The sequence below is a fragment of the Methylosinus trichosporium OB3b genome (assembly GCF_002752655.1).
Lineage (GTDB): Bacteria > Pseudomonadota > Alphaproteobacteria > Rhizobiales > Beijerinckiaceae > Methylosinus > Methylosinus trichosporium.
The window spans coordinates 228,166-249,161 of the sequence record NZ_CP023737.1; the positions used below are offsets into that span (position 1 = coordinate 228,166).

Annotated in this window: 23 protein-coding genes; 15 read left to right on the forward strand and 8 right to left on the reverse strand. The window is 66.5% G+C overall.

Features of this window, described 5'->3' with window-relative positions; genetic code table 11:
• The first annotated feature begins 72 nt into the window (after positions 1 to 72).
• Positions 73 to 570, forward strand: a complete 498-nt coding sequence (locus CQW49_RS01085) for a hypothetical protein (RefSeq protein WP_003610882.1) — start codon at positions 73 to 75, stop codon at positions 568 to 570.
• Positions 571 to 580: 10 nt separating this feature from the next.
• On the opposite strand, the gene ruvX is transcribed toward CQW49_RS01085, so the two are convergent.
• Complete coding sequence (gene ruvX / locus CQW49_RS01090) at positions 581 to 1,063, reverse strand: Holliday junction resolvase RuvX (RefSeq protein ID WP_003610880.1); 483 nt, start codon at positions 1,061 to 1,063, stop codon at positions 581 to 583.
• Between the two features lie 126 nt (positions 1,064 to 1,189).
• Here ruvX and gatC point away from each other — a divergent pair, with 126 nt between their 5' ends.
• The 5 genes from gatC (at position 1,190) to CQW49_RS01125 (ending at position 5,968) form a co-directional block, all read left to right on the forward strand.
• Positions 1,190 to 1,477, forward strand: a complete 288-nt coding sequence (gene gatC / locus CQW49_RS01095) for an Asp-tRNA(Asn)/Glu-tRNA(Gln) amidotransferase subunit GatC (protein WP_003610878.1) — start codon at positions 1,190 to 1,192, stop codon at positions 1,475 to 1,477.
• A gap of 60 nt (positions 1,478 to 1,537) precedes the next feature.
• Complete coding sequence (gatA, locus tag CQW49_RS01100; RefSeq protein WP_003610877.1) at positions 1,538 to 3,037, forward strand: Asp-tRNA(Asn)/Glu-tRNA(Gln) amidotransferase subunit GatA; 1,500 nt, start codon at positions 1,538 to 1,540, stop codon at positions 3,035 to 3,037.
• Entirely contained in the window at positions 3,034 to 3,384 is a 351-nt protein-coding gene (locus CQW49_RS01105; RefSeq protein WP_003610875.1) for a chorismate mutase, read from the forward strand. The genes gatA and CQW49_RS01105 overlap by 4 nt, the downstream gene beginning before the upstream one ends.
• Before the next feature lie 144 nt (positions 3,385 to 3,528).
• Positions 3,529 to 5,001: an Asp-tRNA(Asn)/Glu-tRNA(Gln) amidotransferase subunit GatB gene (gene gatB, locus CQW49_RS01110; RefSeq protein ID WP_003610874.1), complete on the forward strand. Its 1,473-nt coding sequence runs from the start codon at positions 3,529 to 3,531 to the stop codon at positions 4,999 to 5,001.
• A gap of 616 nt (positions 5,002 to 5,617) precedes the next feature.
• Positions 5,618 to 5,968 (forward strand): hypothetical protein, encoded by a 351-nt coding sequence (locus CQW49_RS01125; protein ID WP_003610873.1) that lies wholly within the window; start codon positions 5,618 to 5,620, stop codon positions 5,966 to 5,968.
• A gap of 118 nt (positions 5,969 to 6,086) precedes the next feature.
• Here CQW49_RS01125 and CQW49_RS01130 read toward each other — a convergent pair whose 3' ends face one another.
• Positions 6,087 to 6,509: a hypothetical protein gene (locus CQW49_RS01130; RefSeq protein WP_003610872.1), complete on the reverse strand. Its 423-nt coding sequence runs from the start codon at positions 6,507 to 6,509 to the stop codon at positions 6,087 to 6,089.
• A gap of 194 nt (positions 6,510 to 6,703) precedes the next feature.
• On the opposite strand from CQW49_RS01130, the gene hemB reads away from it, so the two are divergent.
• The 3 genes from hemB to pyk all read left to right on the forward strand — a co-directional run bounded on the left by hemB (position 6,704) and on the right by pyk (position 9,797).
• Positions 6,704 to 7,732: a porphobilinogen synthase gene (gene hemB / locus CQW49_RS01135; RefSeq protein ID WP_003610871.1), complete on the forward strand. Its 1,029-nt coding sequence runs from the start codon at positions 6,704 to 6,706 to the stop codon at positions 7,730 to 7,732.
• A gap of 246 nt (positions 7,733 to 7,978) precedes the next feature.
• Positions 7,979 to 8,326 (forward strand): DUF1036 domain-containing protein, encoded by a 348-nt coding sequence (locus CQW49_RS01145; RefSeq protein WP_040566300.1) that lies wholly within the window; start codon positions 7,979 to 7,981, stop codon positions 8,324 to 8,326.
• Positions 8,327 to 8,369: 43 nt separating this feature from the next.
• Positions 8,370 to 9,797: a pyruvate kinase gene (gene pyk / locus CQW49_RS01150; protein WP_003610869.1), complete on the forward strand. Its 1,428-nt coding sequence runs from the start codon at positions 8,370 to 8,372 to the stop codon at positions 9,795 to 9,797.
• Here the strand turns inward: pyk and CQW49_RS01155 are convergent.
• Both CQW49_RS01155 and CQW49_RS01160 read right to left on the reverse strand, forming a co-directional pair.
• Entirely contained in the window at positions 9,788 to 10,276 is a 489-nt protein-coding gene (locus tag CQW49_RS01155) for a GNAT family N-acetyltransferase (RefSeq protein ID WP_003610867.1), read from the reverse strand. The two genes, pyk and CQW49_RS01155, sit on opposite strands and share 10 nt — an antisense overlap.
• A gap of 4 nt (positions 10,277 to 10,280) precedes the next feature.
• Complete coding sequence (locus CQW49_RS01160) at positions 10,281 to 11,072, reverse strand: inositol monophosphatase family protein (protein ID WP_003610866.1); 792 nt, start codon at positions 11,070 to 11,072, stop codon at positions 10,281 to 10,283.
• Between the two features lie 228 nt (positions 11,073 to 11,300).
• Here CQW49_RS01160 and CQW49_RS01165 point away from each other — a divergent pair, with 228 nt between their 5' ends.
• The 5 genes from CQW49_RS01165 to CQW49_RS01185 all read left to right on the forward strand — a co-directional run bounded on the left by CQW49_RS01165 (position 11,301) and on the right by CQW49_RS01185 (position 16,468).
• A complete protein-coding gene (locus CQW49_RS01165) occupies positions 11,301 to 12,893 on the forward strand; it encodes an alkaline phosphatase PhoX (RefSeq protein WP_003610864.1) in 1,593 nt (530 codons plus the stop codon).
• Between the two features lie 228 nt (positions 12,894 to 13,121).
• Positions 13,122 to 14,615, forward strand: coding sequence for an IMP dehydrogenase (guaB, locus tag CQW49_RS01170; RefSeq protein WP_003610862.1), 1,494 nt, complete (start codon positions 13,122 to 13,124; stop codon positions 14,613 to 14,615).
• Entirely contained in the window at positions 14,615 to 15,532 is a 918-nt protein-coding gene (locus tag CQW49_RS01175) for a ketopantoate reductase family protein (RefSeq protein ID WP_003610861.1), read from the forward strand. The genes guaB and CQW49_RS01175 overlap by 1 nt, the downstream gene beginning before the upstream one ends.
• A 128-nt stretch (positions 15,533 to 15,660) precedes the next feature.
• Positions 15,661 to 16,041, forward strand: a complete 381-nt coding sequence (locus CQW49_RS01180; RefSeq protein WP_003610860.1) for a hypothetical protein — start codon at positions 15,661 to 15,663, stop codon at positions 16,039 to 16,041.
• 154 nt (positions 16,042 to 16,195) lie between these two features.
• Entirely contained in the window at positions 16,196 to 16,468 is a 273-nt protein-coding gene (locus tag CQW49_RS01185; protein ID WP_003610859.1) for a hypothetical protein, read from the forward strand.
• Positions 16,469 to 16,472: 4 nt separating this feature from the next.
• Here CQW49_RS01185 and CQW49_RS01190 read toward each other — a convergent pair whose 3' ends face one another.
• From CQW49_RS01190 to CQW49_RS01205, 4 genes are read right to left on the reverse strand one after another with little or no spacing between them, the layout of a single operon-like run.
• Positions 16,473 to 16,706 (reverse strand): hypothetical protein, encoded by a 234-nt coding sequence (locus tag CQW49_RS01190; protein ID WP_003610858.1) that lies wholly within the window; start codon positions 16,704 to 16,706, stop codon positions 16,473 to 16,475.
• 11 nt (positions 16,707 to 16,717) lie between these two features.
• On the reverse strand, positions 16,718 to 17,116 hold the full coding sequence (locus tag CQW49_RS01195; protein ID WP_003610857.1) for a hypothetical protein: 399 nt from the start codon (positions 17,114 to 17,116) through the stop codon (positions 16,718 to 16,720).
• A gap of 13 nt (positions 17,117 to 17,129) precedes the next feature.
• Positions 17,130 to 18,203 carry a metallophosphoesterase family protein gene (locus tag CQW49_RS01200; RefSeq protein ID WP_003610856.1) on the reverse strand — a complete coding sequence of 358 codons (1,074 nt, stop codon included), beginning with the start codon at positions 18,201 to 18,203 and terminating at the stop codon, positions 17,130 to 17,132.
• A 37-nt stretch (positions 18,204 to 18,240) separates the two neighbouring features.
• Positions 18,241 to 19,362 (reverse strand): cytochrome-c peroxidase, encoded by a 1,122-nt coding sequence (locus CQW49_RS01205; RefSeq protein WP_003610855.1) that lies wholly within the window; start codon positions 19,360 to 19,362, stop codon positions 18,241 to 18,243.
• Positions 19,363 to 19,764: 402 nt separating this feature from the next.
• Between CQW49_RS01205 and CQW49_RS01210 the strand changes: the two genes are divergently transcribed.
• Positions 19,765 to 20,832 (forward strand): cytochrome-c peroxidase, encoded by a 1,068-nt coding sequence (locus CQW49_RS01210; RefSeq protein WP_003610854.1) that lies wholly within the window; start codon positions 19,765 to 19,767, stop codon positions 20,830 to 20,832.
• Positions 20,833 to 20,996: the final 164 nt, after the last annotated feature.

Consider the following 20,996-nt stretch of genomic DNA (forward strand, 5'->3'; position numbering starts at 1 on the left):
CGGTCTCGCCGCCCTTCGGGGCGGCGGGGAAACGGGGGGTAGAGCCTGGCCAACCAAAAGGAGGCCTCAGTCATGACCAAGGTTGTGAAGTTGTCGATGATCGGCGCGACCGGCGCTGTCATGTTCCTCGCCGTCGGCGGCGCCGCTTACGCGGGACCCGTGGGTCTCGCCGATGCGGCGAAGGTCGCCCCGCCCGCGGCCACCGAGTCGGTGCATTATCGTTCCGGCCGCTCGGCCTATATGGGCCGCTCGGCTCACTACTGCCCGCCGCGCCGCGTCGAGCATCGGACGGTCTATGTGAACCGCATCATCGAGCGTCGCACGGCGTATATTCCGCGCACCCGCTACATCGTCGAGCGTCGCACGGCCTATGTGGCGGCGCCGGTCGCGACGGCGGTCGCGGTGCCGGTCGTCGCCGTCGCCTATCCGGGCGGCTATGGTGGCGGCTATGGCGGCGGCGGCCTGCTCGGCGCCGGCGCGGGGCTGATCGGCGGCGCGCTGAACATCGGCTTCGGCGGCGGCGGCTGGGGCGGTCCCGGCTGGGGCTGGCGTCGCGGCGGCTGGTGGTGAGCCGTCCGGCCTAGACTGGCGAGGCGAGGCGCCTGAGCCTGTCGAGGGCGCCTTGCAGAATGTAGGCGGCGGCCATTCGGTCCACGACCGCCGCCCGCTTGGCGCGCGAGGCGTCCTGCGCCAGCAGCTCTCTGGTGACGGCGGCGGTCGAAAGCCGCTCGTCCCAGAAGGCGTAGCGCAGCGCGAAGCGCGCGCCGAGATTGCGCATGAAGGCCCGTGTCGCTTGCGCGCGCGGGCCTTCGGACCCGTCCATGTTGAGCGGCAGGCCGACAATCAGCGCGGCGATGTCGAATTGCGCGACGAGCGCGCCGAGACGCTCCGCGTCAGACGTGAATTTGCCGCGGCGGATCGTCTCCAAGGGCGAGGCGAGGCGGCGCTCCACATCCGAGAGCGCGAGGCCGATGGTCTTGGTTCCGACATCGAGCCCCATCAGCCGGCCCTTGGCGGGCAGAAGCGCGGCCAGCTCCTCGACAGTCGTGCGTTTGTCGGTCATCGCATTCGCCTAGCACGGCGGCGCGGCCATTGCATCACGCCAGCTTCCCCCCGCGGCGCGCGCATTGCGCCGCCGAAGCCGCAAGTGGTATAGCGCGCAAACGACACCGGAACGGAGCTTTCAAACATGTCCGTCGATCAGGCGACCGTTCGCCGCATCGCCCATCTCGCGCGCATCGCCGTCGAGGACGACGAGGTCGAGCGGCTCGGCGGGGAGCTCAACGCCATTCTCGCTTTCGTCGCGGAGCTGTCGAGCGTCGACGTCGATGGCGTCGAGCCGCTGACCTCGGCTCTGCCGATGCAAATGAAGAAGCGCCAGGACGTCGTCACCGACGGCGGCTTCGCGGACGACGTTCTCGCCAATGCGCCGGAGCGCGAGGACCATTATTTCGTGGTCCCGAAAGTCATCGAGTAAGGTCTCCCTCGGCGCTTCGCTCCGGCGACGCGCCTCATCGATCCGAGAGCCACGAGCCTCATGTCCGATCCTACGCATCTCTCACTCGCCGAGGCGCGCGACGCGCTCGTCTCCAAGAAGCTCTCGGCCGTCGAGCTGACGCGCGCCCATGTCGATGCGATCGCCGAAGCGAGCGCGCTCAACGCCTATATCACCACGACGCCGGAGCTCGCGCTCGCGGCGGCGCAGGAGAGCGACGCGCGTCTTTCGCGCGGCGAGGCGCGGCCGCTCGAGGGCCTGCCGCTCGGCATAAAAGATCTCTATTGCACCAAGGGCGTGCGCACGACCGCGGGAAGCCGCATCCTCGACGACTTCACGCCCACTTATGAATCCACCGTCTCCGCCAATCTCTGGCGCGACGGGGCCTTGATGCTGGGCAAGCTCAATCTCGACGAATTCGCCATGGGCTCGTCGAACGAGACCAGCGCCTTCGGTCCCGTCGTCTCGCCATGGCGGCGCAAGAAGGGCGACGCCTTCGACGATGCGAAGATCGTTCCCGGCGGCTCGTCGGGCGGCTCCTCGGCGGCGGTGGCGGCGCGTCTCGCGCTCGGCGCCACGGCGACGGACACCGGCGGCTCGATCCGCCAGCCGGCGGCCTTCACCGGCACGGTGGGCATCAAGCCCACCTATGGCCGCTGCTCGCGTTGGGGCATCGTCGCCTTCGCCTCCTCGCTCGATCAGGCCGGACCGATCACGCGAACCGTGCGCGACGCGGCGATCATGCTGCGCTCGATGGCGGGGCATGATCCGAAGGACACGACCAGCGTCGATACGCCGGTTCCCGATTACGAGGCGGCGATCGGCGCCTCGGTGAAGGGCCGGCGCATCGGCATTCCGAAGGAATATCGCATCGGCGGCGGCGCCGAGATCAACGCGCTGTGGGATGAGGCGGCCGCCTGGCTGCGCGACGCCGGCGCCGAGATCGTCGAGATCTCCCTGCCGCATACCCGCTATGCGCTGCCGGCCTATTACATCATCGCGCCGGCCGAGGCGTCGTCCAATCTCGCGCGCTATGACGGCGTGCGCTATGGGCTGCGCGAGAAGGGCAGCGACATCGTCGACATGTATGAGAAGACGCGCGCCGCCGGCTTCGGCTCCGAGGTGCGCCGCCGCGTGATGATCGGAACCTATGTGCTCTCGCACGGCTATTACGACGCTTATTATGTGCGCGCGCAGAAGATCCGCAGCCTCATCAAGCGCGATTTCGACGAGGTCTTCGCCGCCGGCGTCGACGCCGTGCTGACGCCCGCGACGCCTTCGACCGCTTTCGCGCAGGGCGAGAAGGGCGCGGCCGATCCCGTCGAGATGTATTTGAACGATGTGTTCACCGTGACGGTGAACATGGCCGGCCTGCCGGGCATCGCCGTGCCGGGCGGCCTCGGCGCCGACGGCCTGCCGCTCGGCCTGCAGCTGATCGGCCGCCCCTTCGACGAGGCGACCTTGTTCTCGCTCGCCGCGGCGCTGGAGAGCGCCGCGCCCAGTATCGATTTCCCGCAGCCCTGGTGGATGAAGGCGAGATGACGCGCAGAGCAGAGGCCGCAAAGCTCGACCCGCGCGACGAAATGTCGGATGTGCGCGCGACCATAGACGCGCTCGACGACGAGCTCGTCGCGCTGCTCGCCCGCCGCCAGCGCCAGATCGAGCGCGCCGCCGCGGTGAAACCCGGCCTCGGCATTCCCGCGCTCGTGCCCGAGCGCGTCGACGAAGTGCTGGCGCGCGTCGCAGCGGCGGCGCGGCGCGAGGGCATGTCCGCCGAGCTGGCGCAGAGCCTGTGGCGCGCCGTGATCGAATGGTCGATCGCTTATGAGGAGCGGCTGATGGGCGACGTCGCGCCGCAAGGCCCGGACGAGACGTCTTCCGGCCCCTGATCGTCGAATTGCGAGAGGCGATGCGATGAAGCAATCCGGGAGCCCCGAGCGGCCCCCGGATTGCTTCGCGTTCGGCTCGCAAAGACGTCGGTCTCTGGTGTAGAACTCTCTAGAGTGAAGAACGCAGGTCGAGGGCGAAGGCACATGAACATTCGCGAGACGCAGCCCAGCAAATTGATCAAAGGCGCCACCGGCGACTGGGAGGTCGTCGTCGGCATGGAGATCCATGCTCAGGTGAGCAGCAAGGCCAAGCTGTTCTCCGGCGCCTCCGCCGAATATGGCGGCGAGCCCAACGACCATGTCTCGCTCGTCGACGCGGCCATGCCGGGCATGCTGCCGGTTATCAACGAGGAATGCGTCCGCCAGGCCATCCGCACCGGCCTCGGCCTGCAGGCGCAGATCAATCTGCGCTCGGTGTTCGACCGGAAGAATTATTTCTATCCCGATCTGCCGCAGGGCTATCAGATATCGCAGTACAAGCATCCCATCGTCGGCGAAGGCGAGGTGGTGGTCGACGTGACGCCGACCGAGCGCATCACCGTCGGCATCGAGCGGCTGCATCTCGAGCAGGACGCCGGCAAGTCGATGCATGATCTCTCGCCCACCGAGAGCCATGTCGACCTCAACCGCTCGGGCGTCGCGCTGATGGAGATCGTCTCCAAGCCCGACATCCGCTCGGCCGAGGAGGCGCGCGCCTATGTCTCCAAGCTGCGCACCATCCTGCGCTATATCGGCTCCTGCGACGGCAACATGGAGCAGGGCTCGCTGCGCGCCGACGTCAATGTCTCGGTGAGGAAGCCCGGTGCGCCCTATGGCACGCGCTGCGAGATCAAGAACGTCAACTCGATCCGCTTCATCGGCCAGGCGATCGAGGTCGAGGCGCGCCGACAGATCGGCATTCTCGAGGACGGCGGCGTCATCCGTCAGGAGACGCGGCTGTTCGATCCCGGCAAGGGCGAGACGCGCTCGATGCGCTCCAAGGAGGAGGCGCACGACTATCGCTATTTCCCCGACCCGGATCTGCTGCCGCTCGAATTCGATCAGACCTATGTCGATGCGCTGAAGGCGGAGCTGCCGGAGCTGCCGGACGACAAGCGCGCGCGCTTCATCGCTGAGTATGGTCTGCCGCCCTATGACGCCGGCGTGCTCGTCGCCGAGCGCGCGAGCGCGGATTTCTTCGAGGAGGCGGCGACGGGGCGTGACGCCAAGCTCGTCGCCAACTGGGTGATCAACGAGCTGTTCGGCCGCCTCAACAAGGAGGGACTTGACATCACCCGCTCGCCGGTCTCCGCCGCCGCTATCGGCGCCATTGTCGATCTCATCTCGCAGGGCGTCATCTCCGGCAAGATCGGCAAGGACGTGTTCGAGATCGTCTGGCAGGAGGGCGGCGACCCGCGCGATATCGTCGAGACGCGCGGACTGAAGCAGGTGACCGACACCGGCGCGATCGAGAAGGCGATCGACGAGATCATCGCCGCCAATCCCGACAAGGTCGCGCAAGCCAAGGCGAAGCCGACCATGCTCGGCTGGTTCGTCGGGCAGGTGATGAAGGGGACCGGCGGCAAAGCCAATCCGCAGGCGGTCAACGAGCTGCTGAAGAGCCGTCTCGGCATCTGAGTCCCGCGATTTCACGCATGTGGAGCGAATCGTCGGCGCGCCGCGATTCGCGAAAACGAATGGCGTCGACGACTGCGTCGGCGCCATTCGCGCGTCTAAAGACAATTCTTCGCACAATTTTTTTTTCGCGCTCCGGACGCATCCTTGCTGCGTGAGCGGATGTTTGATCGCCTTCTGCCGATTGCGCGCCGAGACGCGCCGCACACTTCGAGAAGCGAACGCCCTGCGTCTCGCGCACGCTCGCGAGCGTTGACGGAGAGCAGCCTTCAGCACTCGCTCGCTCTGCATTCATTTGCTGGAAAAACAAAGGATTGATCGCCTCTCGCGGAGCGACGAGCCATTGCTTCGCATCGTGGTGCGATCATGCGCGTGCGACGCGTTCGATGTCGATGCGGTCGTCTCGATGGTCGCGCCGCGACGAGGCGCGACGCGCAAGCGCTCTGCGTTGGTTGCGCGTCGCTGTTGCGGCGAAGTGTTGCGCTGATGCGCTCTGCGCATCTCGGCGCGCACAATTCGCAATCACGCCACTTGAACCGGCGATTAACCGCGTTACGCTATTGCCGCCTATTGTCCGGTGAAGCGACATTCCGGCGATTTGGGATCAAGGGGACTGACGATGGCGAAAGCAACGACGAAGAAGCGTAAGCCGGCGAAGAAGGCCGCCGCGAAGAAGGGCGTCCGCAAGGCGGCGACCAAGAAGGTCGCGACGAAGAAGAGAACGGCAGTCAAGAAGCGGACTGCGACGAAGAAGGCGACGCGCAAGACCGCAACGAAGAAGGCCACGCGTAAGACGGCGACGCGCAAGGCGGCGACGAAGAAGCGCGGCGCGACGAAGAAGACTGTCGCCAAGAAGGCGACGCGCAAGACCGCGACGAAGAAGGCTGCGCGCAAGGCGCCCGTCAAGCGTCGCGCTCCGCGCAAGGTCAAGGAGACGACCCCGGCTCCGGAAACCTCGGAAATGGAGTGACGCGCGAGCCATCGGCGCCTGCAGTTCAGCCGGCTCGCGAGCGACGTCTCGTCGATCGACGCTGCGAGCCGTCAGAGGCGCTCTCGACGCGCGATCGAACGATCCCGTCGAAGCGTCGCTAGCGAGCGAGGCATTGGGTCGCGAATTCCCGCCATGTCGTTCCTCCCGTCTGCCGTTCCTGCCTGAGCTTCAGCCACTGCGTCGCGCACAGCTTCATGCGCTCGCGGGGAGCTCGCGGCAGGGACGGCGGCGGCGTCGACAGATCGACTGGCGGCAGCTCGGGCGGCGGCGCCGGCGGCTGCTCGATCACGACAGGCGGCGCGGGATGCGCCGGGGGCAGGGGGGCGCGCGGTATGCGCTTCGCGGCCGGCGCGGAATGGGAGCCGCGCTGCCGCCGAGTGGAGGCATGGCCATCCGGAGCTGCGATTGCCGTGGCGATGCAGCACCACATCACGCAGCCGATCGCCACGCAGGTGATCGCCGAGCATGCTGTGGCGAAGCTTCGGGAAATGTCGCCCGCGGCGTTGTGTCGGATGGCCATCCATATCCGTTGTGACGGCGCTGCATGTCGCAGCGAAGCGCTCGCTCGCAAAACGGCGCGTCGGCGACCGCTCTAGACCGAACCGACGGCGGGCGTCAACGCGGGCGGGCCGCGGACTTCCGCCTTCTTCGCCGGCGTGTTAGGCAAAGCGCGCCGCGACCTGTGCATGCGCGGCTGTGCGGGAGGCCGACGCCATGGCAGCTTTCGACACCGGACCCAGCGCCGAGACGCGCGCGCGCTTGACGTTGGCGCATCGTCCACGCCGCAATCGCAAGAGCGATTGGGCCCGGCGCTTGGTGCGCGAGACGCGGCTTTCGGTCGACGATCTGATCTGGCCCGTGTTTCTCGTCGAGGGCGTTGGACGCCGCGACGCTGTCGCCTCGATGCCCGGCGTGTTTCGCTATTCGCTCGATAGAGCTGTGGAAGCGATCGAGGAGGCGGCTTCGCTCGGCGTCCCCGCCGTCGCTCTCTTTCCCAATACGGATACGGCTCTGCGCGACGAGCGCGGCTCGGCGGCGTTCGATCCGGAAAATCTCGTCTGCCGAGCCTGCCGCGCGCTGAAATCGGCCGTGCCGCACATCGGCGTGATCACCGATGTCGCGCTCGATCCTTACACCAGCCACGGCCACGACGGCGTTCTGATCGGCGACGAGATCGTCAATGACGAGTCGGTCGCCGCGCTGGTGGCGCAGGCGCTCAATCAGGCGCGCGCCGGCGCCGACGTCATCGCGCCGTCCGACATGATGGACGGCCGCATCGGCGCGATCCGCGCCGCGCTCGACGCCGAAGGCCTCGACGCGGTGCAGATCATGAGCTACGCCGCCAAATACGCCTCGTCCTTCTACGGGCCGTTTCGCGAGGCCGTCGGCTCCGACAAGACGCTGCGCGGCGACAAGCGCACCTATCAGATGGATCCGGCCAATAGCGACGAGGCGCTGCGCGAGGTGGCGCTCGATCTCGAGCAGGGCGCCGACATGGTGATGGTCAAGCCGGGACTGCCCTATCTCGACATCGTGCGGCGCGTCGTCGAGACGTTTCATGCGCCGACCTTCGCTTATCAGGTGTCGGGCGAATATGCGATGATCGAGGCCGCCGCCGCCAATGGCTGGCTCGATGGCGAGCGGGCGATGATGGAGAGCCTCGTCGCCTTCAAGAGGGCGGGGGCTGCGGGCGTTCTCACTTATTTCGCGCCGCGCGCGGCGGCGGCGCTGAGGCGCGGCTGACGCGCGAGCTGGCGGCTGGCGGCCGCGCCTTCGTCCGGGCCGCCGCAGCCTTTGCGGCGCGCGGCGCTCGCGCGGGGTGGACAAATAGGCCGTCCCGTGGTTTGGCTGTACGCCGCGCCGCCGCATCGAGGCGCGAAGACCACCGATCTTCCACGCAGCAGCTTCCCCATGACCAAACGATTCGCTCCGACTGTAATCGTATCGTTTTGGCTCTGCGCTACCACGGCGGCCGAGGCGGATTTTCGGATGTGCAACAACACGAGCAATCGGGTGAGCGTGGCGCTCGCCTATACCGACGGCCGCGGCTGGCTTTCGGAAGGATGGTGGAACTTGCGCGCCTCCGATTGCGAGACGCTGCTGCGCGGACCGCTCGCGGCGCAATATTACTATATCTACGCCATGGACGAGCGTGGCGGCGAATGGAAGGGCAAGGCGTTCATGTGCACGCGCGATCGCGAGTTTCGCATCGACGGCCGCGAGGACTGCTTCGCCCGCGGATTCGACCGCACCGGCTTCTTCGAGATCGACACCGGACGCGACGCCAAGAACTGGACGGTGCAGCTCACCGATCCGACGTCGACGACTGCGAGATGAGGGCTCGGGCGCACGCCGCTCGACAGAAGGGATGACCCGAGAAATGAGAAGGTTGCGGCGCGTCAAGATCATCGCGACGCTCGGTCCGGCGAGCGTCGAGAAGTCGGTCGTGGCCGGCCTGTCGACAGCCGGCGCGGATGTGTTCCGGATCAACATGAGTCATACGGATCACGCGGGCCTAGCCGCCTATGTCCGCATGATCCGTGAGATCGAGGCCGAGACCGGTCGCGCGATCGGCATATTGGCCGATCTGCAGGGCCCGAAGCTGCGCATCGGCGCCTTTACGGAAGGCGCCGTGCATCTGCGCAAGGGCGACATGTTCGTCCTCGACGCCGATCCGACGCCGGGCGACGTCTCGCGCGTGCAACTGCCGCATCCCGAGATCTTGAGCGCGCTCAAGGAAAAGGACACGATCCTCATCGACGACGGCAAGGTCCGCCTGCATGTCGTCGAGACGTCCGGCGGCGTGATGGCGCGCGCCGTGGTGGACATCGGCGGGCGCATCTCCAACCGCAAGGGCGTCAGCCTGCCGGACACGGAGATCCCCATCACCTCGATGACGCCGAAGGACCGCGCCGATCTCGACGCGGCGCTGGCGGAGGGCGTCGATTGGGTGGCGATCTCCTTCGTGCAGCGGCCAGAGGACGTGCTCGAGGTCAAGCGCGTCGCCGGCAAGCGCGCGGCCATCATGGCCAAGATCGAGAAGCCGCAGGCGATCGCCCGGCTCGACGAGGTGATCGAGGTGGCGGACGCGCTGATGGTGGCGCGCGGCGATCTCGGCGTCGAAGTGCCGCTCGAGAAGGTGCCCGGCCTGCAAAAGCGCATCACCCGCGCCGCGCGGCGCCTCGGCAAGCCGGTCGTGGTCGCGACGCAAATGCTCGAATCGATGATTCTCGCGCCTCTGCCGACGCGAGCGGAAGTGTCGGACGTCGCGACCGCCGTCTATGAGGGCGCCGACGCGGTCATGCTCTCGGCCGAGAGCGCCGCCGGCCAATATCCGATCGAGGCGGTGGCGACGATGAGCCGCATCGCCGAGGAGGTGGAGACCGACGCGGTCTATCGCTCCATCATCAACGCCCAGCGCGCCGCCGCGCCCGATCCGACCGTCGCCGACGCGATCGCGGTCGCCGCGCGCGACGTGGCGGAGACGCTGCATTCGGTGGCGATCTGCGCCTGGACCTCGTCCGGCGCCACGGCGCTGCGCATCGCCCGCGAGCGGCCGCGGCCGCCCATTTTGGCGCTGACGCCGAGCCGCGACACCGCCCGCCGCCTCGCTCTCGTCTGGGGCGTGCATGCGCTGGAGACGCAGGATGCGCGCGACATCGAGGACATGGCCGACCGCGCCTGTGTGAATTCGGCGCGCGAAGGCTTCGCCTCGCCGGGCGATCGCGTCATCATCGTCGCCGGCATGCCCTTCGGCTCACCCGGCGCGACCAATATGGTGCGCATCGCCATCGTCGATCACGACTGAGGGAGCAGGGCGCTGGTCCATTCCATGATCAGCGTCCGCCGCCCCGAGAGGCTGGGCGCGCCTTCGCCCCGGCTCACAAAGCCTTCGCGCTCGTAGAAAGAGACGGCGCGGCGGTTGTCGGCGTTCACGTCGAGGCGCAGCCGCGCCGGTGAGATGCTGCGCGCCGCCTCGATCAGCGCCTCCGCCGCGCCCGAGCCGAAGCGCGTGGGATGCACGCACAGCTGATCGAGCCAATGGGTCGCCGGATCGATCACGACGAAGCCGATCGTCGCCGGCGGCGCGCCTTCGCGGAGCAGCAGCGTGCGCGAGCCGCTGCGCTCCAAGCGAAGCACCTGCTGGCGCAGCCAGTCGCGGCGCGCATCGAAATCGATGTCCGGATAGGTCGCGCGCCAGGACGCGACCCACAGCTCGAGCAAGGACGGCCAGTCCTCGTCCCGGCGCGGAACGATGCGGGGGCTGACGAGGCCCGGCCGCGCCATCGCGTCAGGCCTTGCGCAGCGTATCGAGCAAATGGCGGTGGATCGCCTCATTGCCCGCGCAGATCGCGCTCTTGGAGAGCATGTCGGAGCCGTTGTCGAGATCGGTGACGAAGCCGCCGGCCTCGCGCACGAGCACGATGCCCGCAGCAATGTCCCAGGGCTTGATGCCGCGCTCCCAATAGCCGTCGCAACGGCCGGCCGCGACGAAGGCGAGGTCGAGCGCGGCGGCGCCGAGACGGCGGATGTTGCCGGTCTTCGCCATGACGGCGGCGAGCTCCGTCTGAAAGCGGGCGTGCCGCTCGATCCCCGCGAGCGGCGGAATGCCGCAGGCGACGAGCGATTCGCCGAGCGTCTTGCGCGCCGAGACGCGCATGCGCCGATTGTTGAAATAGGCGCCCTGGCCCTTCTCGGCCACGAACATCTCGTCGCTCGCCGGATTATAGACGACGCCGGCCACGAGCTGTCCCTCGCGCTCGAGCCCGACCGACACGGCGAAGATCGGAATGCCGTGCAGGAAGTTCGACGTGCCGTCGAGCGGATCGATATGCCAGATGTGACTCTTGTCGGAGCCCTCGACTGCGCCGCTCTCCTCCATCAGGAAGCCATAGCCCGGCCGCGCCCGCGACAATTCCTCGAACAGGGTCTTTTCCGCGCGTCTGTCGGCGGCGGTGACGAAATCGCCGGGGCCCTTGACCGACACCTGCAGATTCTCGACCTCGCCGAAGTCGCGCTTCAGGCCGCGGCCGGCCTTGAGGACGGCGGCCGTCATCACATTCATCAGGGCGGATCGGATCATGGAGACCTTTGAAAAGCGCGGCGAGAGGAGGGAGCGCCCCAAATGCCCCGGCGGCGACCGCGGCGTCAAGCGCGTTCGCCGACGGGAGCCGCCCGGAAGACGCGAGCTGACCGATCGCCAATCCCCGCCGACGGTGTTACGGGACTGCCATGTCACAGTGCGCAAACTGTCACAACCACTGCTTAGAGACGGCCCCGCTGACGCATTCGTCGTCAAAGGAGGGGCTGAATGAAAACGTCCATCATCTGTAGCGTCGCGCTCGCGGCGCTTTCGATCTACGGCGCCGGGGCCGCGCAGGCGCGCGATGGAGCCGGTCCGATCACAAACAGCGTTCCAAAGGCCGTGACGCCGATCCCGGGCACCGCCAGAGCCGACGTTCTCGCGTCTCCGTTCCACCTGAAGATCCTCGCCCAGTACGCGGACCCGGTGGAGAATCCGAGCGGTGTGATCACCATGTTCGGCAAGCTGTCGACCGGCGAAGGCACCGAGCCGGATCAGAACACCTATCTGGAGATGCCGAATCCGGGCGGCCCGACGGCCGGTTATGATTACGGCACACACTTCCTGTTCCAGGGTCATGAGAATGGCGGCAATCTCGCCTTTGTGACGCGCATCAATCTCGACGTCGCCGATCCGGCGCATCGCATCACCCTGCTGACCCCGGTGGACGCGCAGACCGGAAAGACCGGCTTCAACAGCATCGACGGGTCGACCTATGATCCGTTCACCAACTCGCTGCTGTTCGGCGAGGAGACCGAGGACGATTCGTCCAATGGCGCCGGCAATATTCATTCCGTCTCCGTGACTTGGCCGCCCGTCCACAAGACCTATGAGGCGTTCATCGGCCTCGGCGGTTGGGAAGGCATCCACCTCGACAAGAACGGCGTCGTCTATCTCATCGAGGATATCGGCGGCGCCAAGGCTCCCTCTGGTACGACCGCGACGGTCGACGGCGTCGCCAATGTGCCGCTGAAGAGCGCCAAGCAGCCAAATTCCTTCGTCTATCGCTACCTGCCGAACAACCCGAAGGATCTTTCGGCTGGCGGACGGCTGCAGGCGCTGCAGGTGTTCGTCGACGGCGCGCCGCTGAAGTTCCATGCGGACGACGTCATCGGCGACATCACCTCGCCCAAGCAGAGCGTTCTCTACACGCCGGGCAATGTGTTGCCGTTCCGCTGGCTCACCATCCACAAGTCGAACGCGGGCGACACGGCTGCGTTCAACGCCACTGCGGCGGCGAAGGCGTTGGGAGCGACGCCGTTCAAGCGTCCGGAGAACATGGCGTTCGACCCGACCTCGGACTTCAACACCTTCTATGTCACGGTGACTGGCGACACGGACGCGCCGACGGGGCAGGTTCCGCAGCTGGCGAAACGCGCAGCCTGGGGTGCGATCGTTCGCGTTGAGAAGATCGGCGCGTTCCCGCTCGCGAGCAAGGGCTATGACGGCGTTGTCTCGACCGCCTATCTGGGCGATGCGGATCATGCCAGCTTCGACAACATCGCTTTCGGCAACACCAACCAGCTGCTCGTCGCCGAGGATCGTGGCGACACGCTGCATGATCAGCTGGCCAAATTCGACTCGATCTGGACGTTCAGCGTGCGCGGCGGCGTCTCGTCGAAGCGTCTCGTCGCGCTCGGCAGCGATCCGATTGCGGCCCCGGCCGGCGCCGGCGACAATGAGCCGACCGGCGTCATGACCTCGAACGGCAGCGTGCTGAAGAGCGCTCTCCTCGGCACCGTCAACGGCCTCGTCGACGGCCGCACCTTCTTCACCCAGCAGCATGGCCTGAACCGGGTGTTCGAGGTCATTCGTCGCTGAGCTTCCTCGCCTCACGGCGGGCGCGGCCCGCCGTGTCGCTCGCGCCGGGCGATATTTCGCCCGGCGCTCTTGCTTTCGTGAAGACATGTCGCCTCGAGACGACACGCGGGCGCTTTTTCCCCCGCCCGCTGCGGCGAGTTTGCCTTCCGTCATATTGATGCTATGAGCACGCGCCAACCCGAGAGACGGCCTGCGCGCCGTTTTCACCGCCTTGAGGGAGTTGGCTCCATGACATCCTACGCACGACCGGCGTTGCACGAGGCCCTGACCTTCGACGACGTGCTGCTGCGCCCTGGCCATTCGCTGGTCATGCCCTCTCAGGTCGATATTTCGACGCGGCTGACGCGCGAGATTACGCTCAATCTGCCGATCATCTCCTCCGCCATGGATACGGTGACGGAGGCGCGGCTCGCCATCGCCATGGCCCAGGCCGGCGGGCTCGGCGTCATCCACCAGAATCTCTCGCCCGTGGCTCAGGCCGCCGAGGTGCGCAAGGTCAAGCGCTATGAGAGCGGCATGGTGGTCGACCCGATCACCATCTATCCGGACGAGACGCTCGCCGACGCGCTGGCGCTGATGTCGCGCTACTCCATATCCGGAATTCCGGTGGTCGAGCGCGGCCATGGCGAGAGGCCGGGCAGACTGGTCGGCATCCTCACCAATCGCGACGTGCGCTTCGCCGATGTGATGACGCAGCCGGTCGCCGAGCTGATGACGCGCCAGCTCATCACCGTGCGCGAGGGGGTCGACCAGGACGAGGCGCGCCGGCTGCTGCATCAGCATCGCATCGAGAAGCTGCTGGTCGTCGACGAGGATTATCGCTGCGTCGGCCTCGTCACGGTGAAAGATATAGAGAAGGCGACGCTGCATCCCCACGCCGCCAAGGACGCCGAAGGCCGGCTGCGCGTCGCCGCCGCCTCGACCGTCGGCGACCGCGGCTATGAGCGCGCGCAGCATCTCATCGAGGCCGGCGTCGACCTCATCGTCATCGACACGGCGCATGGCCATTCGCAAGCCGTGCTCGATCAGGTCGGCCGCATCAAGAAAATCTCCAACAAGGTCTCGATCGTCGCCGGCAATATCGCGACGCGCGAGGGCGCCAAGGCGCTGATCGACGCTGGCGCCGACGCGGTCAAGGTCGGCATCGGGCCGGGCTCGATCTGCACGACGCGCATCGTCGCCGGCGTCGGCGTTCCGCAGCTGACCGCCATCATGGATGCGGCGGAGGAGGCGCATAAGGCCGGCGTGCCGGTGATCGCCGACGGCGGCGTCAAATATTCGGGCGATCTCGCCAAGGCCATCGCCGCCGGCGCCTCGGCGGTGATGATCGGCTCGCTGCTCGCCGGCGCCGAGGAGGCGCCGGGCGAAGTGTTCCTCTATCAGGGCCGCTCCTTCAAATCCTATCGCGGCATGGGCTCGGTCGGCGCCATGGAGGCGGGCTCGGCGGCCCGCTATTTCCAGCAGGATGTGAAAGAGAGCCTCAAGCTCGTGCCGGAGGGCATCGAGGGTCAGGTCCCCTATCGCGGCCCGGTGGCGCCGATCCTCTATCAGCTCGCCGGCGGCTTGCGCGCGGCGATGGGCTATGTCGGCGCGCCGACCATCACCGAATTCCAGTCCAAGGCGGAATTCGTGCGCATCACCAACGCCGGCCTGCGCGAGAGCCACGTCCATGACGTGACGATCGTGCGCGAGAGCCCGAATTATCCGACCGGCGGCGCGTGATGCGCATCGCGATCCTCGGGGCGGGCGGCGTCGGCGGCTATTATGGCGGCCGTCTGGTCGAGGCCGGCGCCGATGTGACCTTTCTCTTGCGCGAGGCGCGGGCGCGCCTTCTCGCCGAACGCGGGCTCGTGATCGAGAGCCCGCTCGGCGATGCGCGCCTTTCGGTGAAGACGGCGACGCGCGTCGACTCGCCGTTCGATCTCGTGATTCTCGCCTGCAAGGCCTATGATCTCGACGCGGCGCTGGAGACGATCGCCGGCGCCGTGGGGCCGGGGACAGCGATCCTGCCGCTGCTCAACGGCCTCGTTCATCTCGATATTGTTGCCGAGCGTTTTCCCCGTGCAAAGGTCTTTGGCGGCGTGGCTCAGATCAGCTCGACGCTGGACGAGAACGGCGTTCTGCATCATTTCGGCGAGCGCAACCGCATCATTTTCGGGACGCGCGACGGCTCGCGCGACGCGCGGCTCGCGGCGGTGGAGACCGCCTTTGCGAACACGCCGGTCGAAGCGCGCCATGTCGACGACATCGATCGCTGGATGTGGGAAAAATTCGTGCTGCTCGCGGCGCTCGCCGGCATCACCTCGCTAATGCGCGCGAGCCTCGGCGATGTTCTGGCGACGCCGGCGGGCGAGCGGCTCATTCTGCAGCTTCGCGACGAATGCAAGCGCGTCGCGCGCGCCGAGGGCTGGGCTCCTTCGCCCGAGTCGGAGGCGCTGCTCGCTGTGCTGACTGAGCGCGGCTCGTCGCTCAAAGCCTCGATGCTGCGCGACATCGAGCGCGGCGCGCCGACCGAGGGCGAGCATATTCTGGGCGACATGCACGCGCGAGCGGTGCGCGCCGGGATCGAGACGCCGATACTCGAGATCGCGCTCACCCATGTCCGCGCCTATGAGATCGGGCGCAGGGAGCGAGCCTGAAGGCTCGCGGTCCAACGCGGCCACTGGACCGCGAGCCTTCAGGCTCGCTCGGTGGAGCCCCTCACGGCACAAAATTCGCGTAATTGCCCGCAAGTCCGGCGACAGGCGCCGGCGAGCGGGGAATTATCATGACCGAGTCGAGCGAGAGCCTCGCCAAGGCCGAAGAGCAGCTCATCGCCGAGGTGCGCCGGAATTTTGCCAGCTTCTTCCGCTGGGTCGATTTTCTTGACGATATGATCAAGAAGGACATCGGGCCCAAATTCGGCGTCGACGTCACGCTGATGGGCAGCGCCGTCGAGCAGAAGGTGAGGGGACTCCTCTATATCTCCCGCCCGCTCAAGGAGCCGCTCGGCGTTCCCTTCGAGATCGAAGGCGCCTCGATCATGCTCGGCCACGCCAAATTCGAGCGCGACAACGAGGCCGGCGAGAAGACCGCCCGTTACGACCTCTCGACCCTCGACGATGTGAACCGCATTCTCGGCGACGTCGTGCAGGATTACATCGGCTGACAGGCCAGGCATGGCGCCGCGATTGCTATCATATTATGAGACAGGCAATCTGGGGCCGTAGGGCGAGTTCGCGCGGGACGGGCGCGCTCCCACCTTCGAGGGGAGGTCGGGGCGCGCCGCCGAGGTCGTCGCGGTCCTTTGTCGGAGATCGCACATGCTTCCGCAAGTCGTGATGGTCGATGGCGTTCCACGATGCGTCATCCGCCCCACAGATCAGAAGGCGCTCGACCGCTTCGTGCGCAATAGCCGGAAATGGCTGCAGGCCGGCAATTCCGAGGGAAAATGCACCTATCGTCCGGCCGACGCGACCGAGACGGCGGTCTGGAAGGACGCCTTCGAGCTGCACAAGGCCGCCGGCGCCGATGACGAGAGCTTTTTCGGCATACCGCTGCTCGCGACGGCGCCCGCGCCCGCCGCGGTGGAATAGGCGCTCAATGCGGGCAGGGCGGAAGCGTTTCCGCCCGCGCCAGCGCCGCGCGCGCCAGCGGACAATTTGCGCAGTCATGGCCGGCGCAGCCGCTGCAGGGCGACGGCGCCGCCACTGCTTGTCCGGGTTCCGGGGCCGCGAGCCCTGCTTGCGTCGGCGCATCCTCCGGCTTCGGCGCGGCAATGGCGGCGCAGGCGAGGAAGGCGGCCGGCAAAGCGATCAGCAACGCTTGTCGCATGACACGCTCCTTCAATGAACGCCCGGCGTGAGCTTCATGCCCCGCCGTTCGAAGGTGATGTAGGAGACGAGCGCGGTCATGCGCGGATCGTCGGCCGCGAGATTCTGGCCCTGCAGCGGATTGCGGATGCACCAGTTCACCATCTCGAACAGCTGCGCCACCTTGCCGAGCTGCTTCTGGAACTTCGGATAGGTTTCGGGATGGGTGTTGGCGGCGTTGGGATGGCATTGCGCGCAGGCGACGCCATTGGTCCCGACGGAGCCATTGGTCCACAGCTTGCGGCCCTCCGCGGCCACGGTCTCGAACTCCTTCAGATAGCGGTCCACATCGGCGCGGGTGAACTCGTCTGCCCGCGCGGAGGCGCCGAAGGCTGCGAGCGCGATGGCGAGAAGCAATGTCGAGCGACGCATGTCGAGCTCCCGATCAATAATGGGTCTGAGGCAGACGGCGCTGCGTCGGCTCCTGATAGGCGACATCGACCGGACGCCCGGCCTTGCGATCATAGGCCACGGTGCGCGGCTCATTGTCCCAGAGCTGATAGCGCGCGGCGACGCGCCCCGAGCCGATGTCGATCAGCTGCCATCCGGTGGCGTCGCGCTCGAAGAAGGGATCGGCGCGGTTCATCGGAATGGTAAGCACCGGCAGATGGCTCTCGGCCTGCGAATAGGTCTGCGGATAGGGCCAGGGCCAGGCGGTCGACATCACCGAATTGAAGCTGATGCTGCCGATCTGATTATATTGAATCTGATGCACATGGCCGTAGAGGACGGTGACATTGTCGTAAGGCGCGAGCAGCGCCTGCACATCCTCGGCGTCGTCGGTCCAGAAATTCCAGCCCTTGTAGATCTTCTGCAGCGGCGAGTGTGAGAAGACGACGAGCGGCGTCGCCTTGTCGACCTTGGCGAGATCGTTCGCGAGCCATTTGCGCTGCTTGTCGCCGACCATGAAGGGCGAGCCATTGGGATTGTCCAATCCCGCCATTTCCAGCATGCGCTGCTCGGCCGTCGGCCAGCGATGGAATGTCCAGTGCTCGCTGGTCAGGATGGAGTTCAGCACGACGAAATGCACGCCCTTATGGTCGAAGCTGTAATAATGCGGACCGTAGAGCTTGCTCCAATAATCGCCGAGGTCGAGATAATAGTCGTGCTCGCCCATCACGCAATAGAGCTTGCCCTTGAGCTTCGACAGCATCTCGGCGCCGTGATCGAGCTCCTCGCGCTTGCCGAGCTGGGCGAGATCGCCGCCGAACATCACGAAGTCGGATTCGGGCTTCACCAGATTGGCCTCGGCCACCGCGCGCTTCAACCCCTGGTCCCAATTGCGCACGAAGGCGGCGCCGCGGATCTGCTGGATATGCGCGTCGGAAATATAGGTGAAGGTGAAATCTTCGCGCGTTCCGCCGAAGGCGAGAGTGACCATGCTGATCGGCAGGGTGGTGATCGCCGCGCCGGCGCTCGCGCCGGCGAGCACGCTGCGCCTCGTGATCAATTCGCTCATCGGCTGCTCCCCTTTTTCCTTCGCGCCTTTCGGCGTCTCATTTGGTCTTCGCGCCGAAATAGGCGGGCGTGGTGAGGGTCCCCATGAAGGCGACGAGATCGTCCATCTGCTGCTCGGTGAGGCTGAGCGGCCTGATGCCGCCGGAGAGATAGTCGTTGACCTGCGCCGGATCGCCGTCGCTGCGCCCGCCATTGTTGTAATGCTTGACGACGTCCTTCAGCGTCTTCAGCGAGCCGTCGTGCATATAGGGCGGGGTGACCGCGACATTGCGCAGCGTCGGCGTCTTGAAGGCGCCGATCACATCGAACTGATCGGTGACGGCGAAGCGGCCGAGCTCCGAGGTCTTCGGATCGGAAAGAACCGTCTTGTCGACATCGGCGCCTTTCGCCTTGGCGGTCAGAAACTCCGCCGCGAGCCGCGGCACGTCGAATTGCGCGCGATTGATGCCGACGCCGATATTGTGGAAGCGATTGTCGGTGAACAGCGCCTGCGTCTCCTCGATCACATGGCAGGAGACGCAGCGCCCCTGGCCGACGAAGACGTCGAAGCCGCGCTTGGCCTCCGCCGAGATCGCATTCTCCTCCTTGCCGAAACGCCAGCGGTCGAAGGGCGAATCGCCGGAGACGATGGTGCGCTCATAGGAGGCGATGGCCTTCTTCACCTCGTCCATGGTGATGGCGTCGCCGGTCTTGCCGAAAGCCCGCTTGAACAGATCGACATAGAAGTCGTCGGAGCGGACGATGTTCAGGATCGGCTCATGCGTCGGCAGGCCCATCTCGACCGGATTGAGGAAGGGATGCTGCGATTGATCCTCGAGCGAGGCGGAGCGTCCGTCCCAGAAGAAGGAGGTGAAATAAGCGGAGTTGATCACTGTCGGCGCATTGCGCGTCCCGGTCTTCTTGCCGATCCCCTCCGAGGTGCGCAGCGGACCATCCGTAAAGGCCTTCTCGTCCGCATGGCAGGTCGCGCAGGCGACCGTTCCGTCGCTGGAGAAGCGCAGATCGTGAAACAGGCGATTGCCGAGGGCGATCTTTTCGGCGCTCTGCGGATTGTCGGACGGAATGGGAACGGGCGGAAGCCCGAGCGGCTCAGCGAAGGCCGCGCCCGAAAGGCTGAAACAAGCCGCGAGCGCCGTCGCGACGCGCGTGAGCACGGCCATATCTTCCTCCCCGTTGCGCGCCTGTCGGACGGAAGCCGCTTCTGTGTTCGGCGCTGTTTGAGGCGATCTTGCTCCCATTCATGCCATTCGGCAAGGCGTGGTCGCAACAAATCCTCTGCCCGCGGGAGCCGATCGACTGTCCGCACTGCAGTATCCAGGCTTGTGCGGCGCAGTAGATGCTTAACGACAGCGCCTCAGTACATGTCGCAGCGCAAGCGAAGTCTTCAGCCACGACGCCACGGCGCCGAGACTGTCATGGTCGCGTCACAGATACTTGAAATTTCGCAATTAGCTGCAGTCGTTCGCCTTTGCTCGACGGCCCTGGTTGTGCTAGGCGGACGGGGCATCGAGCGGCCTTGTTCGCAGCGCACGCTCGACCATCCGGAGGGGAGCCCGTCCAAAATGTCTCGTATCTTTGTCGCGTCGCTGAGCGCGATGCTGTTCCTGCCCGCCGCCGCCATGGCGGGCGATCTGCGGGCGGACGCCAACGCCCTGTTCGAGCCGATCACGCCGGCCGCCGCCGCCAAGGTGGTGAAGAGCAATGACTTGACGCCTGCCAAGATCGAGCTCGGCAAAGAGCTGTTCTTCGATCCGCGCATGTCGGCGAGCCAGATCATCAGCTGCAACTCCTGCCATAATCTGAGCCTCGGCGGCGTCGACGCCGGCTCGACCTCGGTCGGCCACGGCTGGCAGAAGGGTCCGCGTCGCGCGCCGACCGTGCTCAACGCCGTGTTCAACGTCGCGCAGTTCTGGGACGGCCGCGCGCCGGATCTCAAAACGCAGGCGAAGGGCCCGGTGCAGGCCGGCGTCGAGATGAACAACACGCCCGCCAATGTCGAGGCGACGCTGAACTCGATCCCCGGCTATGTGGCCGAGTTCAAGAAAGCCTTCCCGAACGACGCCAAGCCGGCGAATTTCGATAATTTCGCTCTGGCGATCGAAGCCTTCGAGGCGACGCTGATCACGCCCGGCTCGCGCTTCGACAAATTCCTCGCCGGCGACGAGGCCGCGCTCGACGCGACCGAGAAGCAGGGCCTGCGCCTGTTCATGGACAAGGGATGTGTCTCCTGTCACGGCGGCGTCAATGTCGGCGGCGCCGGCTATTTCCCCTTCGGCGTCGCGCAGAAGCCGGCTGCCGAGGTGCTGCCCGCGGCGGACAAGGGCCGCGCGGCCGTCACCAAGAGCGCCGCGGACGATTATGTCTTCCGCGCTGCGCCGCTGCGTAACGTCGCGCTGCGCGCTCCCTATTTCCACACCGGCAGCGTGTGGACTCTGGAGGAGGCCGTGTCGATCATGGCGGCCGATCAGCTCGGCGTGACGCTCTCGGGCGACGAGACCAAGGCGATCGTAGCCTTCCTCGGCGCGTTGACCGGCGAGCAGCCGCATGTGAGCTATCCGGTTCTGCCGGCCCGCACCAATGGCACGCCGCGCCCGGCGCAGGGCTTGACCTCGACGACGGCCGCGCACTGAGCACCTGACGAGAAGCCTTCGCGCCGCCGGCGCGAAGGCGCCGCTGTCACGATTCTGACTGCTTGTTTCCGCATTGTGGCGGCCGCGTCATCATTATGACGCGGCGAGCCAGCGCGCGCGCCTCCCGCGTCCCGAAGAACCGTAATGCGAGCAGCCGGACCGTC

What these genes read in the sequence shown, in the direction of transcription:
- CQW49_RS01190 (WP_003610858.1), bottom strand. Translation starts at nt 16,706, where the DNA reads ATGCGACAAGCGTTGCTGATCGCTTTGCCGGCCGCCTTCCTCGCCTGC.
- CQW49_RS01210 (WP_003610854.1), top strand. Translation starts at nt 19,765, where the DNA reads ATGTCTCGTATCTTTGTCGCGTCGCTGAGCGCGATGCTGTTCCTGCCC.
- CQW49_RS01200 (WP_003610856.1), bottom strand. Translation starts at nt 18,203, where the DNA reads ATGAGCGAATTGATCACGAGGCGCAGCGTGCTCGCCGGCGCGAGCGCC.
- CQW49_RS01195 (WP_003610857.1), bottom strand. Translation starts at nt 17,116, where the DNA reads ATGCGTCGCTCGACATTGCTTCTCGCCATCGCGCTCGCAGCCTTCGGC.
- gatA (WP_003610877.1), top strand. Translation starts at nt 1,538, where the DNA reads ATGTCCGATCCTACGCATCTCTCACTCGCCGAGGCGCGCGACGCGCTC.
- gatB (WP_003610874.1), top strand. Translation starts at nt 3,529, where the DNA reads ATGAACATTCGCGAGACGCAGCCCAGCAAATTGATCAAAGGCGCCACC.
- guaB (WP_003610862.1), top strand. Translation starts at nt 13,122, where the DNA reads ATGACATCCTACGCACGACCGGCGTTGCACGAGGCCCTGACCTTCGAC.
- CQW49_RS01125 (WP_003610873.1), top strand. Translation starts at nt 5,618, where the DNA reads ATGGCGAAAGCAACGACGAAGAAGCGTAAGCCGGCGAAGAAGGCCGCC.
- CQW49_RS01185 (WP_003610859.1), top strand. Translation starts at nt 16,196, where the DNA reads ATGCTTCCGCAAGTCGTGATGGTCGATGGCGTTCCACGATGCGTCATC.
- hemB (WP_003610871.1), top strand. Translation starts at nt 6,704, where the DNA reads ATGGCAGCTTTCGACACCGGACCCAGCGCCGAGACGCGCGCGCGCTTG.
- CQW49_RS01085 (WP_003610882.1), top strand. Translation starts at nt 73, where the DNA reads ATGACCAAGGTTGTGAAGTTGTCGATGATCGGCGCGACCGGCGCTGTC.
- ruvX (WP_003610880.1), bottom strand. Translation starts at nt 1,063, where the DNA reads ATGACCGACAAACGCACGACTGTCGAGGAGCTGGCCGCGCTTCTGCCC.
- CQW49_RS01130 (WP_003610872.1), bottom strand. Translation starts at nt 6,509, where the DNA reads ATGGCCATCCGACACAACGCCGCGGGCGACATTTCCCGAAGCTTCGCC.
- gatC (WP_003610878.1), top strand. Translation starts at nt 1,190, where the DNA reads ATGTCCGTCGATCAGGCGACCGTTCGCCGCATCGCCCATCTCGCGCGC.
- CQW49_RS01105 (WP_003610875.1), top strand. Translation starts at nt 3,034, where the DNA reads ATGACGCGCAGAGCAGAGGCCGCAAAGCTCGACCCGCGCGACGAAATG.
- CQW49_RS01180 (WP_003610860.1), top strand. Translation starts at nt 15,661, where the DNA reads ATGACCGAGTCGAGCGAGAGCCTCGCCAAGGCCGAAGAGCAGCTCATC.
- pyk (WP_003610869.1), top strand. Translation starts at nt 8,370, where the DNA reads ATGAGAAGGTTGCGGCGCGTCAAGATCATCGCGACGCTCGGTCCGGCG.
- CQW49_RS01165 (WP_003610864.1), top strand. Translation starts at nt 11,301, where the DNA reads ATGAAAACGTCCATCATCTGTAGCGTCGCGCTCGCGGCGCTTTCGATC.
- CQW49_RS01175 (WP_003610861.1), top strand. Translation starts at nt 14,615, where the DNA reads ATGCGCATCGCGATCCTCGGGGCGGGCGGCGTCGGCGGCTATTATGGC.
- CQW49_RS01205 (WP_003610855.1), bottom strand. Translation starts at nt 19,362, where the DNA reads ATGGCCGTGCTCACGCGCGTCGCGACGGCGCTCGCGGCTTGTTTCAGC.
- CQW49_RS01155 (WP_003610867.1), bottom strand. Translation starts at nt 10,276, where the DNA reads ATGGCGCGGCCGGGCCTCGTCAGCCCCCGCATCGTTCCGCGCCGGGAC.
- CQW49_RS01145 (WP_040566300.1), top strand. Translation starts at nt 7,979, where the DNA reads ATGTGCAACAACACGAGCAATCGGGTGAGCGTGGCGCTCGCCTATACC.
- CQW49_RS01160 (WP_003610866.1), bottom strand. Translation starts at nt 11,072, where the DNA reads ATGATCCGATCCGCCCTGATGAATGTGATGACGGCCGCCGTCCTCAAG.